At 55.2% G+C, this 22300-nt stretch carries 17 protein-coding genes and 1 pseudogene; 7 read left to right on the forward strand and 11 right to left on the reverse strand.

Annotated features, from left to right (window positions below; all coding sequences use genetic code 11):
- Positions 1–3 precede the first annotated feature (3 nt).
- From ACSVHP_RS18595 to ACSVHP_RS18605, 3 genes are read right to left on the reverse strand one after another with little or no spacing between them, the layout of a single operon-like run.
- Complete coding sequence (locus tag ACSVHP_RS18595) at positions 4–2121, reverse strand: hypothetical protein (RefSeq protein ID WP_017384059.1); 2118 nt, start codon at positions 2119–2121, stop codon at positions 4–6.
- Positions 2109–3875 carry a hypothetical protein gene (locus ACSVHP_RS18600; protein WP_007897920.1) on the reverse strand — a complete coding sequence of 589 codons (1767 nt, stop codon included), beginning with the start codon at positions 3873–3875 and terminating at the stop codon, positions 2109–2111. Before ACSVHP_RS18600 ends, ACSVHP_RS18595 begins: the two co-directional genes overlap by 13 nt.
- A complete protein-coding gene (locus tag ACSVHP_RS18605; RefSeq protein WP_007897923.1) occupies positions 3862–5109 on the reverse strand; it encodes a tyrosine-type recombinase/integrase in 1248 nt (415 codons plus the stop codon). The genes ACSVHP_RS18600 and ACSVHP_RS18605 overlap by 14 nt, the downstream gene beginning before the upstream one ends.
- A gap of 589 nt (positions 5110–5698) precedes the next feature.
- Here ACSVHP_RS18605 and ACSVHP_RS18610 point away from each other — a divergent pair.
- Positions 5699–6358, forward strand: coding sequence for a hypothetical protein (locus tag ACSVHP_RS18610; RefSeq protein WP_223861955.1), 660 nt, complete (start codon positions 5699–5701; stop codon positions 6356–6358).
- 135 nt (positions 6359–6493) lie between these two features.
- Here ACSVHP_RS18610 and ACSVHP_RS18615 read toward each other — a convergent pair.
- The 5 genes and pseudogenes from ACSVHP_RS18615 to ACSVHP_RS18635 form a co-directional block, all read right to left on the reverse strand.
- Positions 6494–7669: pseudogene (locus ACSVHP_RS18615) on the reverse strand (YgiQ family radical SAM protein); the annotation flags it as partial.
- Between the two features lie 131 nt (positions 7670–7800).
- The gene (gene ftsP, locus ACSVHP_RS18620; RefSeq protein ID WP_234674348.1) at positions 7801–9213 is read right to left on the reverse strand and encodes a cell division protein FtsP; all 1413 of its coding nucleotides are present in this window, start codon (positions 9211–9213) and stop codon (positions 7801–7803) included.
- A gap of 58 nt (positions 9214–9271) precedes the next feature.
- Complete coding sequence (gene plsC, locus ACSVHP_RS18625; protein ID WP_234674347.1) at positions 9272–10009, reverse strand: 1-acylglycerol-3-phosphate O-acyltransferase; 738 nt, start codon at positions 10007–10009, stop codon at positions 9272–9274.
- Positions 10010–10173: 164 nt separating this feature from the next.
- A complete protein-coding gene (parC, locus tag ACSVHP_RS18630; RefSeq protein WP_447552665.1) occupies positions 10174–12432 on the reverse strand; it encodes a DNA topoisomerase IV subunit A in 2259 nt (752 codons plus the stop codon).
- 118 nt (positions 12433–12550) lie between these two features.
- A complete protein-coding gene (locus ACSVHP_RS18635) occupies positions 12551–12952 on the reverse strand; it encodes a YgiW/YdeI family stress tolerance OB fold protein (protein ID WP_447552666.1) in 402 nt (133 codons plus the stop codon).
- Between the two features lie 139 nt (positions 12953–13091).
- On the opposite strand from ACSVHP_RS18635, the gene qseB reads away from it, so the two are divergent.
- The 5 genes from qseB to lysM all read left to right on the forward strand — a co-directional run bounded on the left by qseB (position 13092) and on the right by lysM (position 16766).
- Entirely contained in the window at positions 13092–13751 is a 660-nt protein-coding gene (gene qseB, locus ACSVHP_RS18640; protein ID WP_447552667.1) for a quorum sensing response regulator transcription factor QseB, read from the forward strand.
- Positions 13748–15097 carry a quorum sensing histidine kinase QseC gene (qseC, locus tag ACSVHP_RS18645; protein WP_447552668.1) on the forward strand — a complete coding sequence of 450 codons (1350 nt, stop codon included), beginning with the start codon at positions 13748–13750 and terminating at the stop codon, positions 15095–15097. Before qseB ends, qseC begins: the two co-directional genes overlap by 4 nt.
- A gap of 107 nt (positions 15098–15204) precedes the next feature.
- Positions 15205–15786, forward strand: coding sequence for an NAD(P)H-dependent oxidoreductase (locus ACSVHP_RS18650; protein WP_234674342.1), 582 nt, complete (start codon positions 15205–15207; stop codon positions 15784–15786).
- A gap of 30 nt (positions 15787–15816) precedes the next feature.
- Entirely contained in the window at positions 15817–16131 is a 315-nt protein-coding gene (locus ACSVHP_RS18655; RefSeq protein WP_234674341.1) for a putative quinol monooxygenase, read from the forward strand.
- Positions 16132–16325: 194 nt separating this feature from the next.
- Positions 16326–16766, forward strand: a complete 441-nt coding sequence (gene lysM / locus ACSVHP_RS18660; RefSeq protein WP_234674340.1) for a peptidoglycan-binding protein LysM — start codon at positions 16326–16328, stop codon at positions 16764–16766.
- 31 nt (positions 16767–16797) lie between these two features.
- Here lysM and ACSVHP_RS18665 read toward each other — a convergent pair whose 3' ends face one another.
- Genes ACSVHP_RS18665 through ACSVHP_RS18675 form a run of 3 tightly spaced genes read right to left on the reverse strand, consistent with a single transcriptional unit; the run spans position 16798 to position 21129 of the window.
- A complete protein-coding gene (locus ACSVHP_RS18665) occupies positions 16798–17985 on the reverse strand; it encodes a glycoside hydrolase family 88 protein (protein WP_447552669.1) in 1188 nt (395 codons plus the stop codon).
- A 27-nt stretch (positions 17986–18012) separates the two neighbouring features.
- Positions 18013–19281, reverse strand: coding sequence for an oligosaccharide MFS transporter (locus ACSVHP_RS18670; protein WP_447552670.1), 1269 nt, complete (start codon positions 19279–19281; stop codon positions 18013–18015).
- 33 nt (positions 19282–19314) lie between these two features.
- Positions 19315–21129 (reverse strand): DUF2264 domain-containing protein, encoded by a 1815-nt coding sequence (locus ACSVHP_RS18675; RefSeq protein ID WP_447552671.1) that lies wholly within the window; start codon positions 21127–21129, stop codon positions 19315–19317.
- 166 nt (positions 21130–21295) lie between these two features.
- Between ACSVHP_RS18675 and ACSVHP_RS18680 the strand changes: the two genes are divergently transcribed.
- Positions 21296–22150 (forward strand): AraC family transcriptional regulator, encoded by an 855-nt coding sequence (locus ACSVHP_RS18680; protein WP_447552672.1) that lies wholly within the window; start codon positions 21296–21298, stop codon positions 22148–22150.
- Positions 22151–22300 lie beyond the last annotated feature (150 nt).

Raw genomic sequence — 22300 nt, forward strand, 5'->3', positions numbered from 1 at the left:
GCTCTATTCATCCTTTTCAAAAAAACGGACAGCATCTGCATAAAAATCTCTCTCAAGCATCAGAAAATCCCTGTCAGCCTGAGGAGCATTATTTCGCACGGCAATCTCCAGAAGGTTGTCATAATGAGCCATCCTGCGTTTCCACACGGGAACAGAATCAGCTCCGGCCAGCATGTTCTCACATCCCGGATTGCAGGACGCTGACTGAACAACCGCCTTAAACTCGCAGTCATGGCCATTCATGCAATAAAAACCGTTTCCAAGAGATACCAGTTTTTGCCCGCCTCGTTTAGCCATGCTCATCGCTTTTTTCAGTGTAGGAAACGTCATCTGATGTAAGTGCCCACCTCTCTGGGACATCAGTAACTTCCCGCCTTCGCCATAAAGCAGGCCTTCATGCTGATAAGAAACAGCCCTGGAAGCTGAGAGTTCGGTATCAACCCTCTCAATCTCGGCAGCGAATGCCTGAGGGATCGCCCGGCTAAAATGCGAAGCGTTGAGTGCACCGGACATATACCACTCCGTCATGCCTCTGATTAAGTGCTTAAACTGCCGGATAAGATCATTAGTAGAAATCAGATCAAGACGCCTGAGGTGTACAGCAAGTGAACGGCGAAACTGATGGGTTCGCAATGGCCAGAAAGCCCCCTCCCGAATCTCCATCGCAACGCGTTCATCATCACGTATGTTTGGATTTAAAAGCCTGAACTCATCAATATGGTCACGTCGGATGAACAGATGGTGTCTTTTCACAAATTTCTTTGCCCACTCAGTCTGGCGCTGCGTCCCCATAAAAGAGAGTTTTTGCTCCGAGAACCACGACCTGATATTTAAAGACAATGGAACATTGTCCAGCGTCTTCCCGTCCAGGCCTGTCATGATTTGATTAATTCTGCGTAAATGCTGAAAAGGCTTTTCCACATAGCGACAAACAACCCAGTCTTCGTGACTTCCACCTTCCGGGGCGAACTTATGCAACACCGAACGAAGTCCCAGGATATCACCATCATAAATCAGTGAACCGTGCATCACGCCAAGCACTTCGCTGTGTCTCATCCCCGACATGGCCTGTATCACATTCATGACTTTTAACGTCAGCTCAAAATGCCAGGTGTTCAGCTTTATGTGATCAACGCCAATAAAATCAGATCTCCAGCGCTTATTTTTATGTACCGAGAACCAGCCCTGCATCCCGGGGCCAAGTGTCGCGAAAAGCGCCCGAATTTCCCCGGCAACAATATTGTAGTAATACGCGGCCCGGTAATCCGGTATGCTTTTTGCTGTCCCTCTTTTACGGGCTTCCAGCATCGACGTATAGTAAGGCGAATCATAAAAACCGTTTATGATAGCGCACAGCCGGGAAAACCCGTCAAAATCGAAATCACTGATTTCAGCATCCAGTTCAGTAATCAGCCCTTCCCAGACAGACATCATAAGACTGAAAGGCATACAATATGTCTGGTTTGAATCATCCACACTGTTGTAACTGTCGAAGCTAATATCAGGAAAGTAACCGTATTTTCGAAGACGGGTATGACCTGTCAGCGAGATATCCGCCAGGTCCATAAAGTAATTACGTAATGTTCTTTCAGAACGCTTCCTGCCGTGCTCATCCTCCTCCTTCATCTTTACAATGAAAGCATTCCGGACAAGCGGAAAACGAAGCTGAAACAGACTGCGATACCCCATAGACTCAATAATACGGGCTCCCGCCACAATGTTTGCACATTTCCGGATCAGGGACTGCGTCTTCGCGGTCCTGCCGACAATCCAGAGCAGGCTGGCTGAGATGATTTTGGCTTCAAGACGCAGTTCAGGATCCCGTATGCCTGAAAAATTAACGGTTCTTAACGTTTCACCAATATGGGTTCTGACATAGCGATTGGTCCAGACATCATCCCTGAAATAAATATTCAGCGTCTCCTCATTGATAAAACGCATATCATGTTCATCTGAGCTGGCGATAACCAGGCAGTTATTCAGACGTTCAAAGCTTTTGTTTTCTAGTGCCTCACAGATGATATCCTCAGTCGGAAACTCATCCCCTGAACGAAGCGGCGTTCCGGCAGGAAACTCCGCCATTCGACTACGGCTTACCTCTTTTTTCTTCAAATCTGCCATACCGGAGCCACACCTTCTCGCTGAAGTTTAACGCGCGCTTTTTTCAGGGTCGCCTCATCTACCAGCCCAAGCCGTAAATCAATCTTCAGGAGTAACGTTTCATAACGCTCCACAGCATTGACCGAACCGATGTACAACGGTTTTCCATACTCGATAGCATGCCTGAATGACAGCAGGAGCCATACAGACTCCAGCGTTTCCACAACGCAACTTTTTGAACATTCGACACAATGAGAAAAATCCGCACAAGCCTTTGGTGTCCGGCCAAATCGTTTTTGCTTTTTTATAAAGCGCAATTCAATATCTGTAGGCGGCTCCTGCGATCGACATCCCAGGCCATTCAATAAAAGATCCACACCCTCATCGCTTCCACGCAGATCGATCCCCAGCTCATCAGCAACTTTTACCCGCTCGGATAACGCACGTGTCGCAATCCCCTGATTCATAAGCGTATCAAGTGCAGCACTGAAGTTTTCCTTCGCCCCCTGTGGGTTACCTGCAGCATAATTCCGCCTGTAAGTGCCCCAGTTATGCTGTGCTTTTTCCGCCGTAATCAGACCATTCTTTAATGTTCTGTCCGTATACTGCTCAGACGTTTTGCGCAAGCCAGAAACGGTAATTGATGGAAGCGAGGGATTAAGCTGCCGCATCGTGGCCCACGCCCCCTCAGAGTTAGAAAATTTAGTCAGATGACTGGGATTAAGAGAATAAAGCTTACGGAATTTCACCTGCGGCTCACTCAGAAACAGCGCCTGTACCGGAGGGAAGTTATCTGCGGAAACCAGATAGTTAACGATGTCGTCCCTGAGCCTGATAAAAGACAGAAACCAGTAATAGCCCGCACGTTTGGTCACATACTCCGATTTACCTATCGTCAGACGTATATACTTATTCGCTCTCCCCTTATAAACATAATCAGTGCTGATACCCTTTTCATCCAGATGTATATCATCCCGCGTCAGACCCAGAACCTGAGAGGTGTTTCCCCATGTGTGGTAACAGAACAGAAAAAAAGAAGTAAGAAAGTAATTTTCCAGAACGTCCCTGATGATGATCTCTGCCCTGCTGACCCCGTTCTCTCCCGGATACCGGAAATACGCTTCATAAACAGGTGCCAGCAAAGACGGTGAGAAATGCCGCACCCCTTTTTCCGATTTAGCGATATGCTCCCGGATACATCCCGCAAGGAACTCATTCATGGATGACAACTGCCTCAGGATCTCGGAAAGTTCATTCCTGGTATAGCTATCCCTTCCCTGCTGCTGATACGTTCCTTTCGGTAAGAATTCATATTCATACCGCCTCTGAATCTGCCCGCCCGTAAGCAAAAACCGGTTGACCACGGACAAGTAGTGTCTTGCCATCCTGACTGAAATTTTTCGCCGACGAATATCGTTCATGAGATGTTTAATATACATTTCAACGCCTTCAGCCGTGCCATAGTCATACTGATTGACTGACTGCCATATAAAAAACATATTGAGATAACGGAAAATGGTTAACCTTCCGGCGGGACGGTAAGACAGAAGAAATCGTTTCAGAGAGGCAATAAAATCGCGTTTTTCAGGGCGGGCAAGATGCGAATGTTCACTAAACCATCCGGGGAGCAACACATAATCTGAAAAATGAGCCTGAAGATAAACGTCAAGTAAATAATATCGGTTCAGATCCCGCTGAGTGATGTGTCCGCTGACCGTCTCCCATGACAGCACATTTTCGGCCATCCACGTTATCTGCGTTTCACTCCGGCTCATATATGGCTCCATCGCGACCTGCAGCACCGTCAATCAATGCGTCCATGACCCCGGCGACTGCATCAGAAATCTGGTTTTGCTGAAGAAAGACGATGTATTTCATCGTCGTATTTTCGCTTTTATGGCCCATCCAGTATTTTACTGTACCCAGCGCATTTGCGGCCTGATCGGGATAGCAACTCAGTGCCGAGCGTAAAAAATGGGTCGCAAACGTTGCCCGCAAATCATGGGGTTTATGTCTGAACACATTTCCCGGAGCAGACCGGGCCAGGCGATGGCGAAAACTGTACCAGCGGGAGTAAAAGGCTTTTTCAGACATCCGTTTCCCGTTTGCCATTAAAAATAAAGGCTCGTGCCGCCCTTCCCCACCCTGTCGTGCACGCCATTTTTGGATCTTCTTTTCATACTCCTCATCCGCCAGATAATCCAGAACCTGCTCGTACAATCGTCTGGTGATGAAGAGTTCTCGCGTCATCCCAAACTTCGTATGAACTCCGCATCTCGGACCAATATGAAGCCCCCTGATGGTCAACTCAGATACAGGGACACTGGCAAGGTACTCTTCAGTAAAGAGTGACGACGGCAGGGTCAGCATTTCATCCAGCCGTAACCCACAATTTTTCATCAGCACAATCATTAAACTGAACAACCCGGACTCAGATTTCAGTGCCTCATCCAGGATATGAACCTCTGCATCATTCAGTGGGTTGATTGTCCTTTTTGTTGTGCTGGTTATCCTGATGGCAAGATCCGAACTTATCACCTTGCGTCGCCCGTCAACGACTTTTTCGACCAACGTAAAAAATGAGCTGGCAGCCAGCTCACCACACTTGCCCAGAAATACGTAAAACCGTCGGATAACGCTGATGTACACCGCCGCGGTGGATGAGGCGATGCGCCCCTGCCTTACGGCCCCCAGAAGATACTCCCTGAAGCCATATGTAGGGCTTTGGTATTTCAACGTTCCCGGGGTGAAAGGGTCAAGTCCGTTATCCTCCAGCCACCTTATCCAGCGTAAAAATGCCCGGGCTAAAGGCTTTAAATCCCTGGCCTGCAGGATAGCTTTATCCATAAGATAAAAGTGTACATATCGGCTCAGTTTTCGATTCTGGATGCCGCTAATATAAGGTATTTCAGCATACAGAAATCCGGGTTCAAATTTCAGTTTCGGCTCTGTTGCATCCAGTTTGCTGACACGCCCATAACGCGCATGAATGTTAGTGATTATCCTCACAGTCTGTCGCCCTGAAACGCCACCTCATGCCTACACTATAAATCCGGAAGAAGAAAAAACAAACAACCAGGTTGCCGGGAGTGAATATGCAAATCAGGAGGAAAGTAAAAGATGTAACGACACCATCACGATGCAATACATTGACCTCAACACGTTACCCGGACCATACGTGATAAACATCACAAATCCTTTGAGTGAAGAACTTAAGATGTGATTTTCATTTCCCGGCACAAACCGTGCCCTTAAAAAACAGGCAACGGATACATCTTAATGCCAGAAGTAAACCTTAATTGATTGAATACAGCCTGAGTCCATTGCAAAAATAACACACAGGGTAAATTCGCATATACAGAACCCAACGAAAAGCAAAAGAAACCTGTAACACATTTCGTTTACCTGTCACTTTCAATTGTAAAAGCCAGCAGAAAAAGCGCATATAACTATATTTATCCCTGCGGGGACTTTTGTTTGTGCTATATATTTTTTACAGAGAACCGCAACGCGTCCAAACACAAGAATATATTTACCTCTGGAAAATGGTCTGACTCCCTTTCACGTGGTTGTAGTGACCTGTTCTGTGATTCATGTAATGTCTTTTCTGGATGAGGAAAATATGTCATCACTGATATTTTATACAGACGAAGCACAAGCACTGATTGTAACAGATACCCTTGCCGTCACCGATAATGGGGAGCCGTTATCTTTTGTTTCCAAAGCAGGTTACATCCCCCAGCTAAGAACCATCATAGCAGGTACGGGGGCAGGTGGATTTTCTAACACCTGGTTGCTTGAAGCATCAACCAGAATGGTCGTATCAGGTATACAAAATCTCAATTATCATACATCGGCCTGTCTAAGGAGGCTGTGGAAACAATACAAGCATGACCATGCAATTCCCTCTTCTTCAACGGTGACAACCAGTGTTTATCAGTTCGCAATTTGCGAGGAAACAGGAAATATCGTTTCGTTCGCCTATCGCTCAGTCCATGATTTCGAATCAGAGCAATTACAATACGGAACAGGAGTAAAACCTGAGTGCCAAATCCTGGATGGGGATTTGTTGCAGACAATTCCTGTAATGATGAATGAACAAAGGGCTATACAGGCGACATACTCACACCCGGAACGGATCCATATTGGCGGTGAGATGATTGCGCATTATCTGACATCATCTATGTATCAATGCTTTAAGATTGGGGAATTTGAGGATTTCAGAACTCAGGGAGAGTATATATTGAGCAGGATTTAGGCAAAACGCGGTTCAGATAAAGTGCTTTTAACAGGCTTGCTGAACATTAAAAGGATATCTCTCAATTACGATGAATAGCTTGAATTCTAAAAATAGAAAAGTAGAGTTTAACTCTAAATACATAAAAACAAGAGTAAAGGAGCAGCCGCCAAAGCAGCCGCGCATGATGTTGATCGAGAAGCGGATCATCTCATACGCCGGAATGCGGCTGTTGCCGTAGGCCGGGTGCGGCACGCGCTTGTACGGCAGCGCAAAGATGCTGTCCATCTCTTCGGTTGAGAGCGGGATCGCCGGTGGGTTAACCCAGATATAGCGCTCGCCGTGCTTTTGCATCAGCGCACGCGCACAGCCCGGGTTGGTTTCGTGGTGCAGAATACGGGACGCGTGGGCGTACAGCACTTTGTCGGCCTTGACCTTCTCGAAGGACGGCAGCAGCACGTAGGTCTTTTCCCACGGCTTCGGACGCGGCGGCTGTACCACAACGGCTTTGGCTTCGGCTTTCTTCGGCGCAACGGGCTTGTTGTCCGCGCACGGCAGATCGTCGCCGTACGGATGCGGGATCGGGTCGATTTTGCCCGGCATATCGATGATGCGTGAATCCACGCCGCTCCAGCCCGGCAGCGCCTCTTTCACCATGATCGCGGTGTTGCGCACGTCGCGGATCTCGCTCACCGGCTCGCCCTGGGCCAGACGGTGCGCGACTTCCACCAGCGGACGTTCGCCGTTGCCGAAGATCAGCATATCGGCTTTGGAATCCACCAGCACCGAACGGCGCACGGTATCAGACCAGTAATCGTAATGCGCGGTGCGGCGCAGGCTCGCCTCAATGCCCCCCAGGATGACCGGCACGTCTTTCCATGCTTCTTTGCATCGTTGGGTGTAAACGAGAGTCGCGCGATCCGGGCGTTTGCCCGCGACGTTATCCGCCGTGTAGGCATCGTCGTGGCGCAGCTTACGGTCGGCGGTGTAGCGGTTGATCATCGAGTCCATGTTCCCGGCGGTGACGCCGAAGAACAGGTTAGGTTTGCCGAGCGTCATGAACGCATCTTTGCTGTTCCAGTCAGGCTGGGAGATGATCCCCACGCGGAAGCCCTGTGCTTCCAGCATACGGCCACAAATCGCCATGCCAAAGCTCGGGTGGTCGACGTAGGCATCGCCTGTTACCAGAATAATATCGCAGCTGTCCCAGCCCAGTTGGTCCATCTCTTCCCGGGACATCGGCAGAAACGGCGCCGGTCCAAAGCAGGCCGCCCAGTACTGGGGCCAGGAGAAGAGGTCACGATCCGGTTGGATCAGGGAGATTGCGCTCATAATGCTTCCGAAGAAAAAATAGACAAAAGGAGCGGGATTATACGCCGGATTAACAGAGGAAATGAAGGGGTATTGTGCGGGCTGTTGCCCTCACCCCAACCCTCTCCCACAGGGAGAGGGAGAAAAGCAATTTATGGCGCCGGGTTGACCAGTATCTGCCCCACCGATCCCCGGTCCATCATCTCCAGCGTCTGGCTGTGGAACAGGAACGGGAAGTGCGGCCACGAAGGCTGACCGTAGTAAACGAGCAGTTCGACCTGACCGTCCACCCACACGGTATCTTTCCAGCCCCGGTCTTCCGGGAACGGCATTGCGCCGTTCACGTTGCGGATCAGGAACGATACCCCTTCAATGTGGAACGACTGCGGCATGTCGGAACGCACCGTCCAGCGCTCCCAGGTGCCCTGCTGGGCGGTAATATCAATGCGGTTAACGTCCCACAGCGTCCCGTTGATGCCCGGATCGTCCCCCAGGCTGATATCGCGGCTGCGCACCGGGGCGCCGCTCATGATCTCCTGCGGCAGCAGGCGCATAGGCAGGCTGTCGGTCACCAGCGGCAGCAGGCCGGTCGGACGCAGGGTTAACACCAGCGTAGAGACCAGAATGCTCGACGGCTCGAAGAAGCCGCGAATGCGATCGACAATGCTCGCCGCCTCCCCGCAGGTTAAAGAGACTTCATCGCCGTTGGTCATATCCACGAGGATCTCCCGGCGTTCGCCCGGCGATAGCGCCAGCTGCTTCACGGAAACCGGCGCGGGTAAAAAGCCCTGGTCGCCGGAGATCACGTGCAGCGCACGACCATCGCTCATTTGCAGCTGATAGCGGCGCGAGTTAGAGGCGTTCAGCAGGCGAAGGCGCACCCAGCCGCGAGAGACTTCGACAAACGGGCTCTGCGCGCCGTTCACCAGCAGCGTATCGCCCACAAAGCCGCCGCTGCCCGGCTCGCTGTACTCCGGCGTACCAAAGTTATCCAGACGTTTGTCCTGAATAATGACCGGGAAATCATCCACGCCGTAGTGATTCGGGATCGGCAGGGATTTACTTATTTCATCTTCTATCAGCCACATCCCCGCCAGGCCGTTATAGACCTGCTGCGCGGTGCGGTTCGGGGTGTTGGCGTGATACCACAGGGTCGCGGCGCTCTGGCGAATAGGCAGCACCGGCGCCCAGTCGGCGTTAGGCGACATCATGCGCGCCGGGCCGCCAATCAGCGGGCCTGGCACCTGCAACCCGCTGATGGTCATCGCGACGTTTTCAGCGGTGCGGTTACTGTAAATCAGCTTGACGTCATCGCCGTTCCAGACGCGGATAGTTGGCCCAAGATAGCGACCGTTAATCCCCCATACCGGCGCGCGCGTGCCCTGGGTGAACGACCAGTGGCTGCGTTGCAGGGTCAGGAAAAGCGGCTGACCGCGACGGGATTCAATTAACGGCGGAATGGGCAGCGGCGGTTGCTGCCCGGCGGCGTTGGCTGTCAACGGCATCGCACCCGCACACAGGGCAATACCCGAAGCCTGAATAAACTGACGCCGACTGAGTGACATATAAGCTCCATCTGAAACGACTAACAACGCGGGAATTCGTTTTCCCTTTAACGCCGGATTACTTTTCCCCGGCGGCTTCTCGTTCTGCGACCTCTTTGTCGAGCTGCGCGATATGGTTCGCCATCAGCTCACGACAGTGCGTCGCCAGCTCGCGAACCTGATCTTTACCGTACTTGCTGGTATCGACCGGCGGCAGCATTTCGACAATCACCAGCCCGTTATTCAGGCGGTTAAGATTAATCTTATTAGAAGTATTGGAAACACACACGGGAATAATTGGAACACCTGCCGCAATCGCAGCATGAAACGCACCCGTTTTGAATGGCAGCAGGCCGCGACCCCGGCTGCGCGTCCCTTCCGGGAACATCCAGATGGAGATTTTGCGCTTCTTAAAATGGTTCACCACTTCCGCAATGGTGCTGTGCGCCTTGGCGCGGTTATTGCGGTCGATGAGCAGGTTACCGGTCAGCCAGTAGAGCTGGCCGAAGAACGGGATCCACAGCAGGCTCTTTTTGCCCACGGTCACGGTCGGCGGCAGAACGATGTTAGCGGCGGTCACCATATCGTAGTTGTTCTGATGATTAGCGATATAGATGGCGTTACCGAAGTTCTCCGCCCCTTCAGGCAGACGTTTTTCGACCTTCAGGCCAAACAGCGGCGCAAGACGACCGAACATGTGACCAAAGGTCGCAACATGCTTCGGGTTACGCGGACTGAAAAGGCAATAGATGCAGCCGAAAACACAGACCAGAATGCAGTAGATAACGGTAAGAATTAGACGAACAATGTATAGCATAGCGACCTCTGAAGCCCCAACAGCTGACAATTATACTTCACCTGTGGCCAGGTAAGGACTTTATTACGAGCGCGTATTGTTAATCGCAACGCACGAATTAACAACGTTTTTACGGGAAATTTTACTGAATTCCCCCCCTCCGGAACAGAGGGGGGTAAAGCGGATTACTCTTCGCTGTTGCCCGCGCTGCTGCGAGCAGGAGAATCAATCTCCACGCGGTCGATTCGCTGCAAGCCGCGCATCAGCGAGCCGCGACGCCCGCGCTCGCCGACCACCTTCTGCAACTCTTCCGGGCGCAGCTTGATTTTGCGTTTGCCCAAGTGAATGGTGAGCGTGCTCTGCGGCGGCAGGAGAAACAGGTGCGCCAGGCCATCTTCGCCTTTTGCCGCTTCCGCCGACGGGATGTTGATGATCTTGTTACCCTTGCCTTTGGACAGCTCCGGCAGATCGCTCACCGGGAACATCAGCATTCGGCCTGCGGCGGTGATGGCGAGCAGCATGTCGCTCTCGTTCTCAATCACCAGCGGCGTCATGACGTGCGCGTTGTCCGGCAGGCTGATCAGCGCTTTACCCGCGCGGTTGCGCGACACCAGATCGTTAAAGGTACAGATGAAGCCGTAACCCGCGTCGGAGGCCATCAGCAGCTTCTGCTCGTCGGCCTCCATCAGCATATGGTCAACGGTCGCGCCCGGCGGCAGCGTCAGCTTGCCGGTCAGCGGCTCGCCCTGGCCGCGCGCGGACGGCAGCGTGATCGGATCGATGGCGTAGCTGCGGCCCGTGGAGTCGATAAACGCCACCGGCTGGTTGCTCTTGCCTTTCACTGCCGCCTTGAAGCTGTCGCCCGCTTTGTAGCTCAGCCCCGGCGCGTCAATATCGTGACCTTTGGCGCTACGTACCCAGCCGCTCTGAGAGAGCACGATGGTGACCGGCTCAGACGGCAGCATGTCGTGCTCGTTCATCGCCTTCGCCTCTTCGCGCTCGTTCAGCGGAGAGCGACGGTCGTCGCCAAAGGCCTGGGCATCGGCCTGAAGTTCTTTTTTCAGCAGGTTATTCATCTTGCGCTCGGAGGCCAGGATGCCCTGCAACTGGTCGCGCTCTTTTTCCAGCTCGTTCTGCTCACCGCGAATTTTCATCTCTTCCAGTTTGGCGAGATGGCGCAGCTTGAGTTCGAGGATGGCTTCGGCCTGCGTTTCGCTGATGCCAAAGCGCGACATCAGCGCGGGCTTCGGCTCGTCCTCGGTACGAATGATCTCAATCACTTCGTCGATATTGAGGAACGCCACCAGCAAACCTTCAAGGATATGCAGGCGCTTGAGCACTTTCTCCAGACGGTGATTCAGACGACGGCGCACCGTATCGCGGCGGAAGGTCAGCCATTCGGTGAGGATCTCCAGCAGGTTTTTCACCGCCGGGCGACCGTCGAGGCCAATCATGTTCAGGTTAACGCGGTAGCTTTTTTCCAGATCGGTGGTGGCGAACAGATGGTTCATCACCTGCTCCATGTCCACGCGGTTGGAGCGCGGCACAATCACCAGACGGGTCGGGTTCTCGTGATCCGATTCGTCGCGCAGGTCGTCCACCATCGGCAGCTTTTTATTGCGCATCTGGGAGGCGATCTGCTCCAGCACTTTCGCGCCGGAAACCTGGTGCGGCAGCGCGGTGATCACCACGGCGCCGTCTTCTTTATTCCACACCGCGCGCATCCGCACGGAGCCGCGACCGTTCTGGTAGATTTTGCGGATTTCCGCGCGGGAGGTGATGATCTCGGCTTCGGTCGGATAGTCCGGCCCCTGCACGATATCCAGCAGCTCATCCAGCGAGGTTTTCGGCTGTTCAATCAGGGTGATAGCGGCTTGCGCCACTTCGCGCAGGTTGTGCGGCGGAATGTCCGTCGCCATGCCCACGGCGATCCCGGTGGTGCCGTTCAGCAGGATGTTCGGCAGACGCGCAGGCAGCATTTTCGGCTCCTGCATCGTGCCGTCGAAGTTTGGCACCCAGTCGACGGTTCCCTGACCCAGCTCGCCCAGCAGCACTTCAGCGTATTTGGACAGACGGGATTCGGTGTAACGCATCGCCGCAAAGGACTTCGGATCGTCCGGCGCACCCCAGTTCCCCTGGCCGTCGACCAGCGGGTAACGGTAGGAGAACGGCTGTGCCATCAGCACCATCGCTTCATAGCAGGCGCTGTCGCCGTGCGGATGGTATTTACCGAGCACGTCACCAACGGTACGGGCGGATTTTTTGAACTTGGCGCTGGCATTCAGCCCCAGTTCAGACATTGCATAGACGATGCGGCGCTGAACGGGTTTCAGGCCATCACCGATAAACGGCAACGCCCTGTCCATGATGACGTACATGGAGTAGTTCAGGTAGGCGTTTTCCGTGAATTCATGTAGCGCGAGGCGCTCTGCCATATCGCTCATTAAATGTGATTCCTCAACTCAGAAACCTGCTGGTTTCAGGCAATATTGCCGCAGATACTACCTTATCTGGCGCGTTGAGTCACAAAGAAAAAGGGCCGCATCGGCGGCCCTTTTTAGGTTATTTGTTCAGCTTGATAACCTGCTTCACGTCGATTTCAAATTCGTTCCAGTCTTTGTCGACTTTACCCTGAAGCTCCACCTTATCCTGCGGCGTTACGGTCACGCCGTTCCAGCGTTTGTGGTCGATCTCAACCACCACCGTACCGCTCTCATCGCGGAAGGTGTAGCGGTCATCGGACAGGCGCTCGGTGATGTTCCCGCGCAGTTTGACCCAGCTGTCGTCCTTCATATCCTTAACCTTTGCCGCCGTGGTCAGGTTGGCGTTGTTATCGACAAAACCGCCCTGCTGAGATTGCGTCTGGGTCGCGGTAGCCGACGGGCCGTTAAATCCGCCCTGTGCAGCAAAAACCGGGGCCGTAACGATCATCATAACGGCAGCCATCGCAGCGAATTTTTTCATTGTCATCTCTCCCTTTAATGTGGTTTCGCAGTCCATTAAACAGGGTAATCCTTAACAACTTCTTAAGGGGAAAATTTATTTATTTTTACTGTACAGCGGACAGAGCCAGAGGGTTTACTGGCGTCATCAAGGAGGGAACATGCGCATTTTACTGGTTGAAGACGACAGGCTGATTGGCGACGGCATCAAGGCCGGCTTAAGCAAAATGGGGTTTAGCCTGGACTGGTTTACCGACGGCAAAACCGGCCAGGCCGCCCTTTTTTCTGCCCCTTACGACGCCGTGGTGCTTGACCTCACCCTGCCCGAAATCGACGGGCTTGAGATCCTGCGCGCGTGGCGCGAAGCGGGCCGCAGCGAGCCGGTGCTGATCCTCACCGCGCGGGATGCGCTCGACCAGCGCGTCGAGGGGCTGCGCCTGGGCGCCGACGACTATCTCTGCAAGCCGTTTGCGCTCATCGAAGTGGCCGCCCGCCTGGAAGCGCTGGTGCGCCGCAGCCACGGGCAGGCGCGCAGCGAGCTTCGCCACGGCAAAGTGACGCTCGATCCCACCAGCCTGATTGCCACCCTCAACGGAGAAACGCTGGTGCTGAAACCGAAAGAGTTCGCCCTGCTGGAGCTGCTGATGCGTAACACCGGGCGGGTGCTGCCGCGCAAGCTTATCGAAGAGAAGCTCTACAACTGGGACGACGATGTCTCCAGCAACGCCGTGGAGGTTCACGTTCATCACCTGCGCCGCAAGCTCGGCAGCGAGTTTATCCGCACCGTTCACGGCATCGGCTATACCCTGGGTGACGCATGACGCTGACGCAACGCCTGAGCCTGAAGCTGCGCCTGACGCTGCTCTTTTTACTGCTGTCGCTGACCGCGTGGTTCGCCGCAAGCGTCGTTGCCTGGCAGCAAACGACCCACAAGCTCGACAAGCTGTTCGACACCCAGCAGATGCTGTTTGCCAAACGGCTGCTGACGATGGATCTGAACGAGATCGGTGCGCCCGCGCGGATGCGGGAGATCCCGAAAAAGGTGAAGCACGGGCGGCTGGACGACGACGCGCTGGCCTTCGCCATTTACTCCACCGACGGCAAAATGCTGCTTAACGACGGCGAAAACGGGCGCGATATTCCCTATCACTATCGCCGCGAAGGCTTTGATAACGGGCGCTTGCAGGACGATAACGACGAGTGGCGCTTTTTATGGCTGACCTCACCGGACGGGAAGTACCGGGTGGTGGTCGGCCAGGAGTGGGAATACCGTCAGGAGATGGCGCTGGAGGTGGTCAGCTCCCAGCTGACGCCGTGGCTGGTGGCGCTGCCGCTGATGCTGCTGGTGCTGATCCTGTTATTGAGCCGTGAGCTAAAGCCGCTGAAAAAGCTGGCGCAGACCCTGCGCGCCCGCTCGCCGGACGCCACCGACGCCCTGCCCGTCGCGGGCGTTCCCGCCGAGGTGCGCCCGCTGCTCGACGCGCTAAACCATCTGTTCAGCCGAACCCAGACGATGATGGCCCGCGAGCGCCGCTTTACCTCTGACGCCGCCCACGAGCTGCGCAGCCCGCTGACCGCGCTGAAGGTGCAAACCGAGGTGGCGCAGCTGTCGCAGGACGACCCTCAGGCGCAGGCAAAAGCGCTGTCGCAGCTTCACGCGGGCATTGACCGGGCGACCCGGCTGGTGGAGCAGCTGCTGACGCTCTCGCGTCTGGATTCGCTGGATAACCTCGACGGCACGGAAAACCTGCTGATGTCGGACGTCCTGCAATCCGCGGTGATGGACAGCTATCACGTCGCGCAGCAGGCGGGAATCGACGTGCGCCTGCACATCAACGCCCCGCAGACCGCGCGCACCGGGCAGCCGCTGCTGCTCAGCCTGCTGGTACGAAACCTGCTCGATAACGCCGTGCGCTACAGCCCGCGCGGGAGCGTGGTGAACGTGACGCTCGACGCCCGCAGCTTTAGCGTATGCGATAACGGCCCCGGCATTTCCCCCGAGGCGCTGGCGCGCGTTGGCGAACGCTTTTACCGCCCGCCGGGACAGAGTGAAACCGGCAGCGGTCTGGGGTTATCTATCGTCAGGCGCATCGCCGCGCTGCACGGGATGCGCGTCACCCTGGACAATGCGCCCGAAGGCGGCTTCGAGGCGAAGGTCAGCTGGTAGCGGGATTATTGCTTCTCAAGCAAAAGACTTTGCACATTTTGCTCATTTTCTCGTCGCGTCTTCGCGCGTAGAATTGTGACCATACTCTCACTTTTCGAGGACACATAATGAGCAACGTTTTAATTATCAACGGCGCGAAAGAGTTCGCCCACTCTAAAGGCCAGCTGAACGACACCCTGACCGAGGTCGCGGACGGTTTCCTGCGCGACGCCGGGCATGATGTTAAGGTCGTGCGCGCGGACGGCGATTACGACGTGAAAGCCGAAGTGCAGAACTTCCTGTGGGCCGACGTGGTTATCTGGCAGATGCCGGGCTGGTGGATGGGCGCGCCGTGGACCGTGAAAAAGTACATGGACGACGTATTCACCGAGGGCCACGGTTCGCTGTATGCCAGCGACGGTCGTACCCGTTCAGACGCCTCTAAAAAATACGGCTCCGGCGGCCTGATTCAGGGCAAAAAATATATGCTCTCCCTGACCTGGAACGCCCCAATTGAAGCCTTCACCGAGAAAGATCAGTTCTTCGAAGGCGTGGGCGTAGACGGTGCGTATCTGCCGTTCCACAAGGCGAATCAGTTCCTCGGGATGGATCCGCTGCCGACCTTTATCGTCAACGACGTGATTAAAATGCCTGACGTGCCGCGCTATATCGCAGAATATCGCAAGCATCTCGCGGAAATTTTTGCTTAACTGTCAGGCTGGAATTAGAAGGAGTTAACCATGCTTACCGTTATTGCTGAAATCCGTACTCGTCCAGGTCAACATCACCGCCAGGCGGTGCTGGATCAGTTCGCGAAAATTATCCCGACCGTACTGAAAGAAGAAGGCTGCCACGGCTACGCGCCAATGGTAGACGCCGCCACCGACGCCAGCTTCCAGGCAACCGCGCCGGACTCAATCATCATGGTTGAGCAGTGGGAAACCGTGGCGCACCTCGAAGCGCACCTGCAAACCGCGCACATGAAAGCGTGGAGCGACGCGGTGAAAAGCGACGTGCTGGAAACCCATATCCGTATTCTGGAGCAAGGGGTTTAGCGCCCTGTTTTGCCCGGTGGCGCTACGCTTACCGGGCCTACGAAAACCGTAGGCCGGGCAAACAACGTGCCGCCCGGCAATACCCACCGCACCGAATATCAGGCCCGGTAAGCACCAGCACCGCCGGGCTTTTTTTATGGCTTTGATCTCAACTGCTATGCTTATTCTGACTTCATGATTAACAGGAGGATGGAATGGGTCTTTTTAACTTCGTAAAAGAAGCAGGCGAAAAGCTGTGGGATAACCTGACCGATCACAAAGGTCAGAGCGACAAAATCACCGAGCATCTCAAGAAACTCAACATTCCCGGTTCAGACAAAGTTAAGGTCGACGTTAACGACGGTAAGGCCGTGGTGACAGGCGACGGACTGACTCAGGAGCAGAAAGAAAAAATCCAGGTTGCCGTAGGTAACATCGCGGGCGTGAGCGAGGTGGAAAATACCATCACCGCTACCGACGCCAAAGATGAAGCCACCTACTACACGGTGAAATCTGGCGATACCCTGAGCGCCATCTCCAAAACCGTGTATGGCGACGCCAACCAGTACAACAAAATCTTTGAGGCGAACCGCCCGATGCTCTCCAGCCCGGATAAAATTTATCCCGGCCAGACGCTGCGTATTCCTAAGGCGTAACGCATAAGTCGGGGGTCGCCCCCCGACTGTTTTACCAGTACAGCTTCCAGCTCTGGGTAAAGCGCACCAGCGCTTCAACGTAGAAGTAATCCCCCCAGCTTGCGCACTCGTCCACCCCTTTGTTGCCCGCCAGATGATAGACCGAGTGCTTCAGCAGCCCGTTGCCCTTCTCCTCTTTGCCCATCAGGTAGTGCTTCGTCAGCGATGACATGATGCCTTTGGCCCACGCCAGATAATGCTCGCGATCCGGGTCGGTAACCGGTAGATGCTTCACCAGCTCCAGCAGGCCGCACACCGCAATCGCCGCCGACGACGAATCGCGCAGCGCATCGGTGCCCACCAGCGCCAGATCCCAGTGGCAGACGTAATCTTCCGGCAGGCGGTTCAGGAAGTAGTTCGCCAGCCGTTTTGACAGGGCAATCATGGCGTCATCGCCGGTGTAGATATAGCTCAGCAGGAAGCCGTAAATCCCCCACGCCTGCCCGCGCGACCAGCAGGAGTCGTCCGCATAGCCCTGCTGGGTGTTGCCGTAGCGCGGCGCGCCGCTGACCACATCCATATAGTAGGTGTGGAACGTCGAGGCATCTTCACGAATGAGGTACGTCGCCGCCTGCATCACGTGCGCTTTGGCCGCCTCGGCGAAGCGCGGATCGCCCGTCTGCTCCGTCGCCCAGTAGAGCAGCGGCAGGTTCATGTTGCAGTCGATGATCATGCGCCCGGCCTGCTCGGGATCGGACAGATCGCCCCACGCCTGGATGATCTTCGCCTTCTCGTGAAAACGCTCCAGCAGCGCCTCTGCCGCCAGCAGGGAAAAGCCGCGCGCCTCGCGGTTGCCCGTCAGACGCCAGGCCGCCACGCAGGAGAGCGTGTAGAGAAAACCGAGATCGTGGGTGTTGGTGTCGTTGCGCCCGGCAATGCGCAGGCCAAACGAGCGGACGTGTTTTTCCGCCATCGCGCGGAATTTCTCCTCGCCGCTCATCTCCCACGCCAGCCACAGCTGCCCGGTCCAGAAGCTGGTGGTCCACTCCACGTTTTCCGTCAGCGGATAAAACCCCTCTTTGCAGGTTTCCGCCGGGAACTGCTCACCGAACTCCGTTAAATGACGGCTAATCAGGTCGAGAACGTGGCTGCGGGCGGTGGTGAGTTCATCGCGAAACGCGCGCGGGTCAACGGGGGCCGGGATCGCAGGCAGACGCTCTTCAGTGATACGATTCAACATATTTCGGTTCCTTCTTTGACGGCGTAATTATCGAATAGGATTCTGTTCTGCCACGTTCAGCGCCTGTGCGCTGCGCCATTTGCTCTGGCAGGCGGATAAGGTAAAGGCAGAAATAAGGGTAAAGGTGAGCGCCGTTGCGCCCATGATGATATAGGTCTGCTCAAAGCCGATGCGGTCGTACATATATCCGGCCGGGGACGAAATCACCACGTTGCCGACGTACAGCATCGCCTGATAGCCAAGCAGATACATGGTGGCATTAACGCGCTTATCGAAATGCTCGGCGATATATTTAAATACCGACACCAGCAGCAGGCAGATTTCCAGGCCGTAGAGCGGCTTCAGGACGGAAATTAACAAATGGGAATCGCACAGGCCGGAAATAATCAGACGCGCGCCGACAATCAGCCCCACGATTAATAACCCGCGCTTGGCCCCGATGAAATTCACAAACAGCGGGACGATCATATACATCACAAATTCCATTCCGGACTGTACGGTGCCGAGATAGCCAAACACCGCGTTGCCCTCGTGAATATCGTCGAAGAAGGTGACGAAATAGCGCGAGAACTGCTGCTCGGCGATAAACATCATCCACGCCACGCCCGCCACGTACAGGCAGAACGCCCAAAACTTGCGGTTACGCAGCAGGGCGTATACGTCCGCCGGAGCGATTTTCTCTTTGGTTAAGACCTCGCTGGCGTGAGCGGAGTTAGTGTTCACTCTCAGGCTAATCAGGACGACCAGCATAATCACCGACGCCACGCTGCCCATAATGAAGTTGTACGCCGGAGAGAGGTTAAACAGCAGGCCCGAGAAAGAGGACGCCACCGCCCAGCCGAGCGATCCCCACATGCGAATCTGCCCGAACTCCATGCCGTTTAAGCGGCTGAAGCGGTCGGAATAGGATTCACACGCCGCCACGCCCGCGTACCAGGCAAAGCTTAAATAGAGCGCGCCGATAATAATCCCCAGCAGGGTATTCGAGAGCAGCAGCGGCTGGTAAACGTAAATAAAGAACGGCGCCATCAGGGCGGACATCGCCACCACGAAATAGAGCAGGTATTTGCTCATGCCGATCCGGTCGAGAATATAGCCGTAAATCGGTTTGAGAATAACGGAGAAGATCCCGTTAACCGCAAATACCGTGCCAATCACCGAGCCGCTTAAATTGGCCTTTTGTCCGAGCCAGATCGCCAGCAGGCCAATACTCGCGGACCAGGTAAAGAAATAGAGAAAAATAAAACTGCTGATTTTGTAATATTCGGTTCTGTTTGTTGTAGATGTGTTTTTCATACCATCCTCGCCAACGTGTAGGGGTCAGAGTTTTTATAACGTGAACGTTAACTGCCGTTCGCTTCCAGGGTCGCGAATCACCGCCTGGTTATGGGTAAGGGTTAACTGCGGCGTTACCGCCCGGTGTGGTTTTTCGCTGGCGGTGACGGCACAGCAGAGCCAGCTCTCCCCCTGCGGGACGTCGGTTTGCAGCAGCGGAATGGAGGCGCATTCCGGGAACATCACGCTGCTGTTCGGCGGCGTAACGATGCTGTCCGGCTGGCGCACCAGCGCGGGGGACAGATCGACAATCACGCTGCTGCCGTTTTCCGCCAGCAGATAACATCCGCCCTCGTGCAGCCGAGGGGCGGTCTTCTTCACCGCAAAGCCCCCTTCCACCGTTTGCAGGGTACGCGCGCTGTGGATGCGGTGCAGGCGCAGGTGCCAGTCGCCAAACGGCACCTGCCAGGTGTCGATGTGAACGTCGTGCCACGGCGACCAGCGCGAGTAAATGTAATGTTCATCCACCCGCACCGCCTCGCACTCGCGGCGCCCGCGAAAATAGTTATCCCCGTCCGCCAGCAGCAGCATGGAGTCGCAGGCGGCATGCTTCAGACCAAAACGCCCGCGCTCGATGGTGAAACCAAAGCGGCTGGAGTAGGCAAATTTGGTGTATTTGGCCTCGGTGTTGACGTAGTTGTTCAGCTCAAGCTGCCCGGCGGTCAGCAGGGTGACGTGTGCGGACTGCTCGCTGTGCATCAGGATCTGCTGCGCGTTTGGGATAACGCGCTTCTCCGCTAGCGTCGGCAGCGGCTGCTCCTCGGCCTGCCAGAACGGGTGCGACGCAGGCAGCGCCAGGATCAGGTAGGTTTTCAGCGCCCAGTACGGCGAGCCGGGGGAGTTGTAGTCCTCGCACATCGCCAGGTTCGGACAGGCAAAGCCGAGGGTCAGAATACCGTCGCGATCGGTCATCGGCTGCTGCTGCCACCAGCGCAGATGGCGCAGGACAATGCCTTTGACGATGCCCGGCGTGAAGACCTCCAGCCCGGAGAAGGCCACCGCGCTCCAGAAGGCGACCATCGCAAAACGGTAGGTCAGGCTGCGGCCAAACGGCACCGAGGCGCCGTCCGCTGCGGAAAGATAGATAAAATCTTGCGCGAACAGCCGGGAACGTTCGCGCAGGACCTCTGCCCTCGCCTCGTCGCCGCTCAGGGTGGCGTAAATCAGGCCGTAGAAGTGAAACGCCATCGAGATGTAATAATCTTTAGGGCGCCCCACGCCGTCGGAATACCAGCCGTCGCCGAGGTAGTAGGCGTCCATCAGCGCAAAGCGGCGGTCAATCGCGCTCTGGTCATAGGGCAGCCCGGCGCGCTTAAAGCCGAGCTGAACCATGATGGCGAAATAGTTCCAGTTGCTGTCCGGCATCTGCGCATCGGTTATCTGGTTTAGCCACGCGTGCAGGTTGTCCAGCTCGCGTCCGGTGAAGTGCGAGGTGAGCTTGTCCTGCAACAGCGACAGCCCCAGCCCGTAGGCCGCCATCTCCACCAGCCGCTGATCGTAGGGCGCGGTGTCGCCCCAGTAGCCAGGGCTTTGCGGATCGGTGCCGATTTTGATTGCTGAAATGTACTTCTCGCTAAACGGCGAGCTGTCGCCGGAGGCCATCAGCGGGAACAGCCCCCACAGCGCGCGGGACAGCCCCTCCATTTGGGCGATATCCGTCGCGTAATGGGCGCAGGTATCGCCCAGCGAGAAGCGCGACTGGCCGGCCGGAAACTGCGTATCCAGCGCGCCCAGCAGGCTATTTAACGCCGCCACCACATCCTGGCGGGAAGACAATGGATTTGATTTTTCTGCATTTACCGCCGACATAGGCTTGTCCTCGTCATCAACTGCGGCCAAGCATAGTGAATCCCCGAGGTGCAGAAATGTTAGCCAGCTCACAGGTAAGCGTGATGAATAAACCCGCAGTTAAAAAAATTTAAAAAGGTGGTTTATAAAGGGAGTCAGACGAGGAAAAGTTGAGTTTTATTGCACTATGCGCGATACGCCAAAAGCCGATTATCTGGAGCTGATTACCTTAAACGATGCCATCGCGTCGTTCAGCCGCCTGTTTGCCAACACGGTGCGCTACCACCACTGGCACCAGTGTCTGGAAATTCTCTATGTGGAAGAGGGATTCGGCGTGGCGATTGTCGATAACCGCCACTACACCATGCGCCCCGGACGGCTGTTTTTCTTCCCGCCCTTTACGCTGCACAAGGTGATGGTGGATCCGCAGGCCGAGGCGATTTACCGGCGCACGATTATCCATATTGACCATCATGCGGTGCTGAAGGTGCTGCGTGATTTCCCGCAAACCCTGCAACGTCTGCAAAAGCTCTCCCGACGGGGCGGCGAAGCCTGGGTAGCGGACGTGGCGGAGAGCCATGCGCATATCGACCATCTGCTCGGGTGCTACGCGCGGCGTGCCAACACCCAGCCGCTGAACGGCGAACAGATTGCCAGCCTGCTGATCGGCCTGTTTGCCATGCTGCCGGACGACAATAACGGCACGCCAGGCAACGGCCAGGGGATCGCCAGCCAGGTGATGTTCTGGCTGGACGAGCATTATCAGGAGAAATTCCGCCTCGACGCGCTGGCGCTTGAGCTGGGGAAATCCCGCAGCTACGTGTCGCGGAAATTTCACGCCGAAACGGGCGAGAAAATTCACGATTATCTGAACACCATCCGGCTAAGAAAGGCGTGCGAGTGCCTTTTGCACACCGACGCGAGCGTGCGCGAGATCGCCGCGCGGGTGGGGTTTTCGGACGTGACGTGGTTTATCAGCGCGTTTCGAAAAGGCATTGGGGAGACGCCGTTGCAGTACCGGAAGAATCACGTTAACCGATGAGCGGCGTTTTTGCCGGGTGGCGGCTGCGCCTTACCCGGCCTACTAAAACTAAAGCGATAAGGTAATTACGTGCGAATTACCGGGTTACAGCAGCACCCTGGTCCGGCTGTAAATCGCCGAAGCGTTTCCGTAAGGCCGGGTCGAGGCGCA

The organism is Enterobacter sp. 186315 (genome assembly GCF_053290175.1).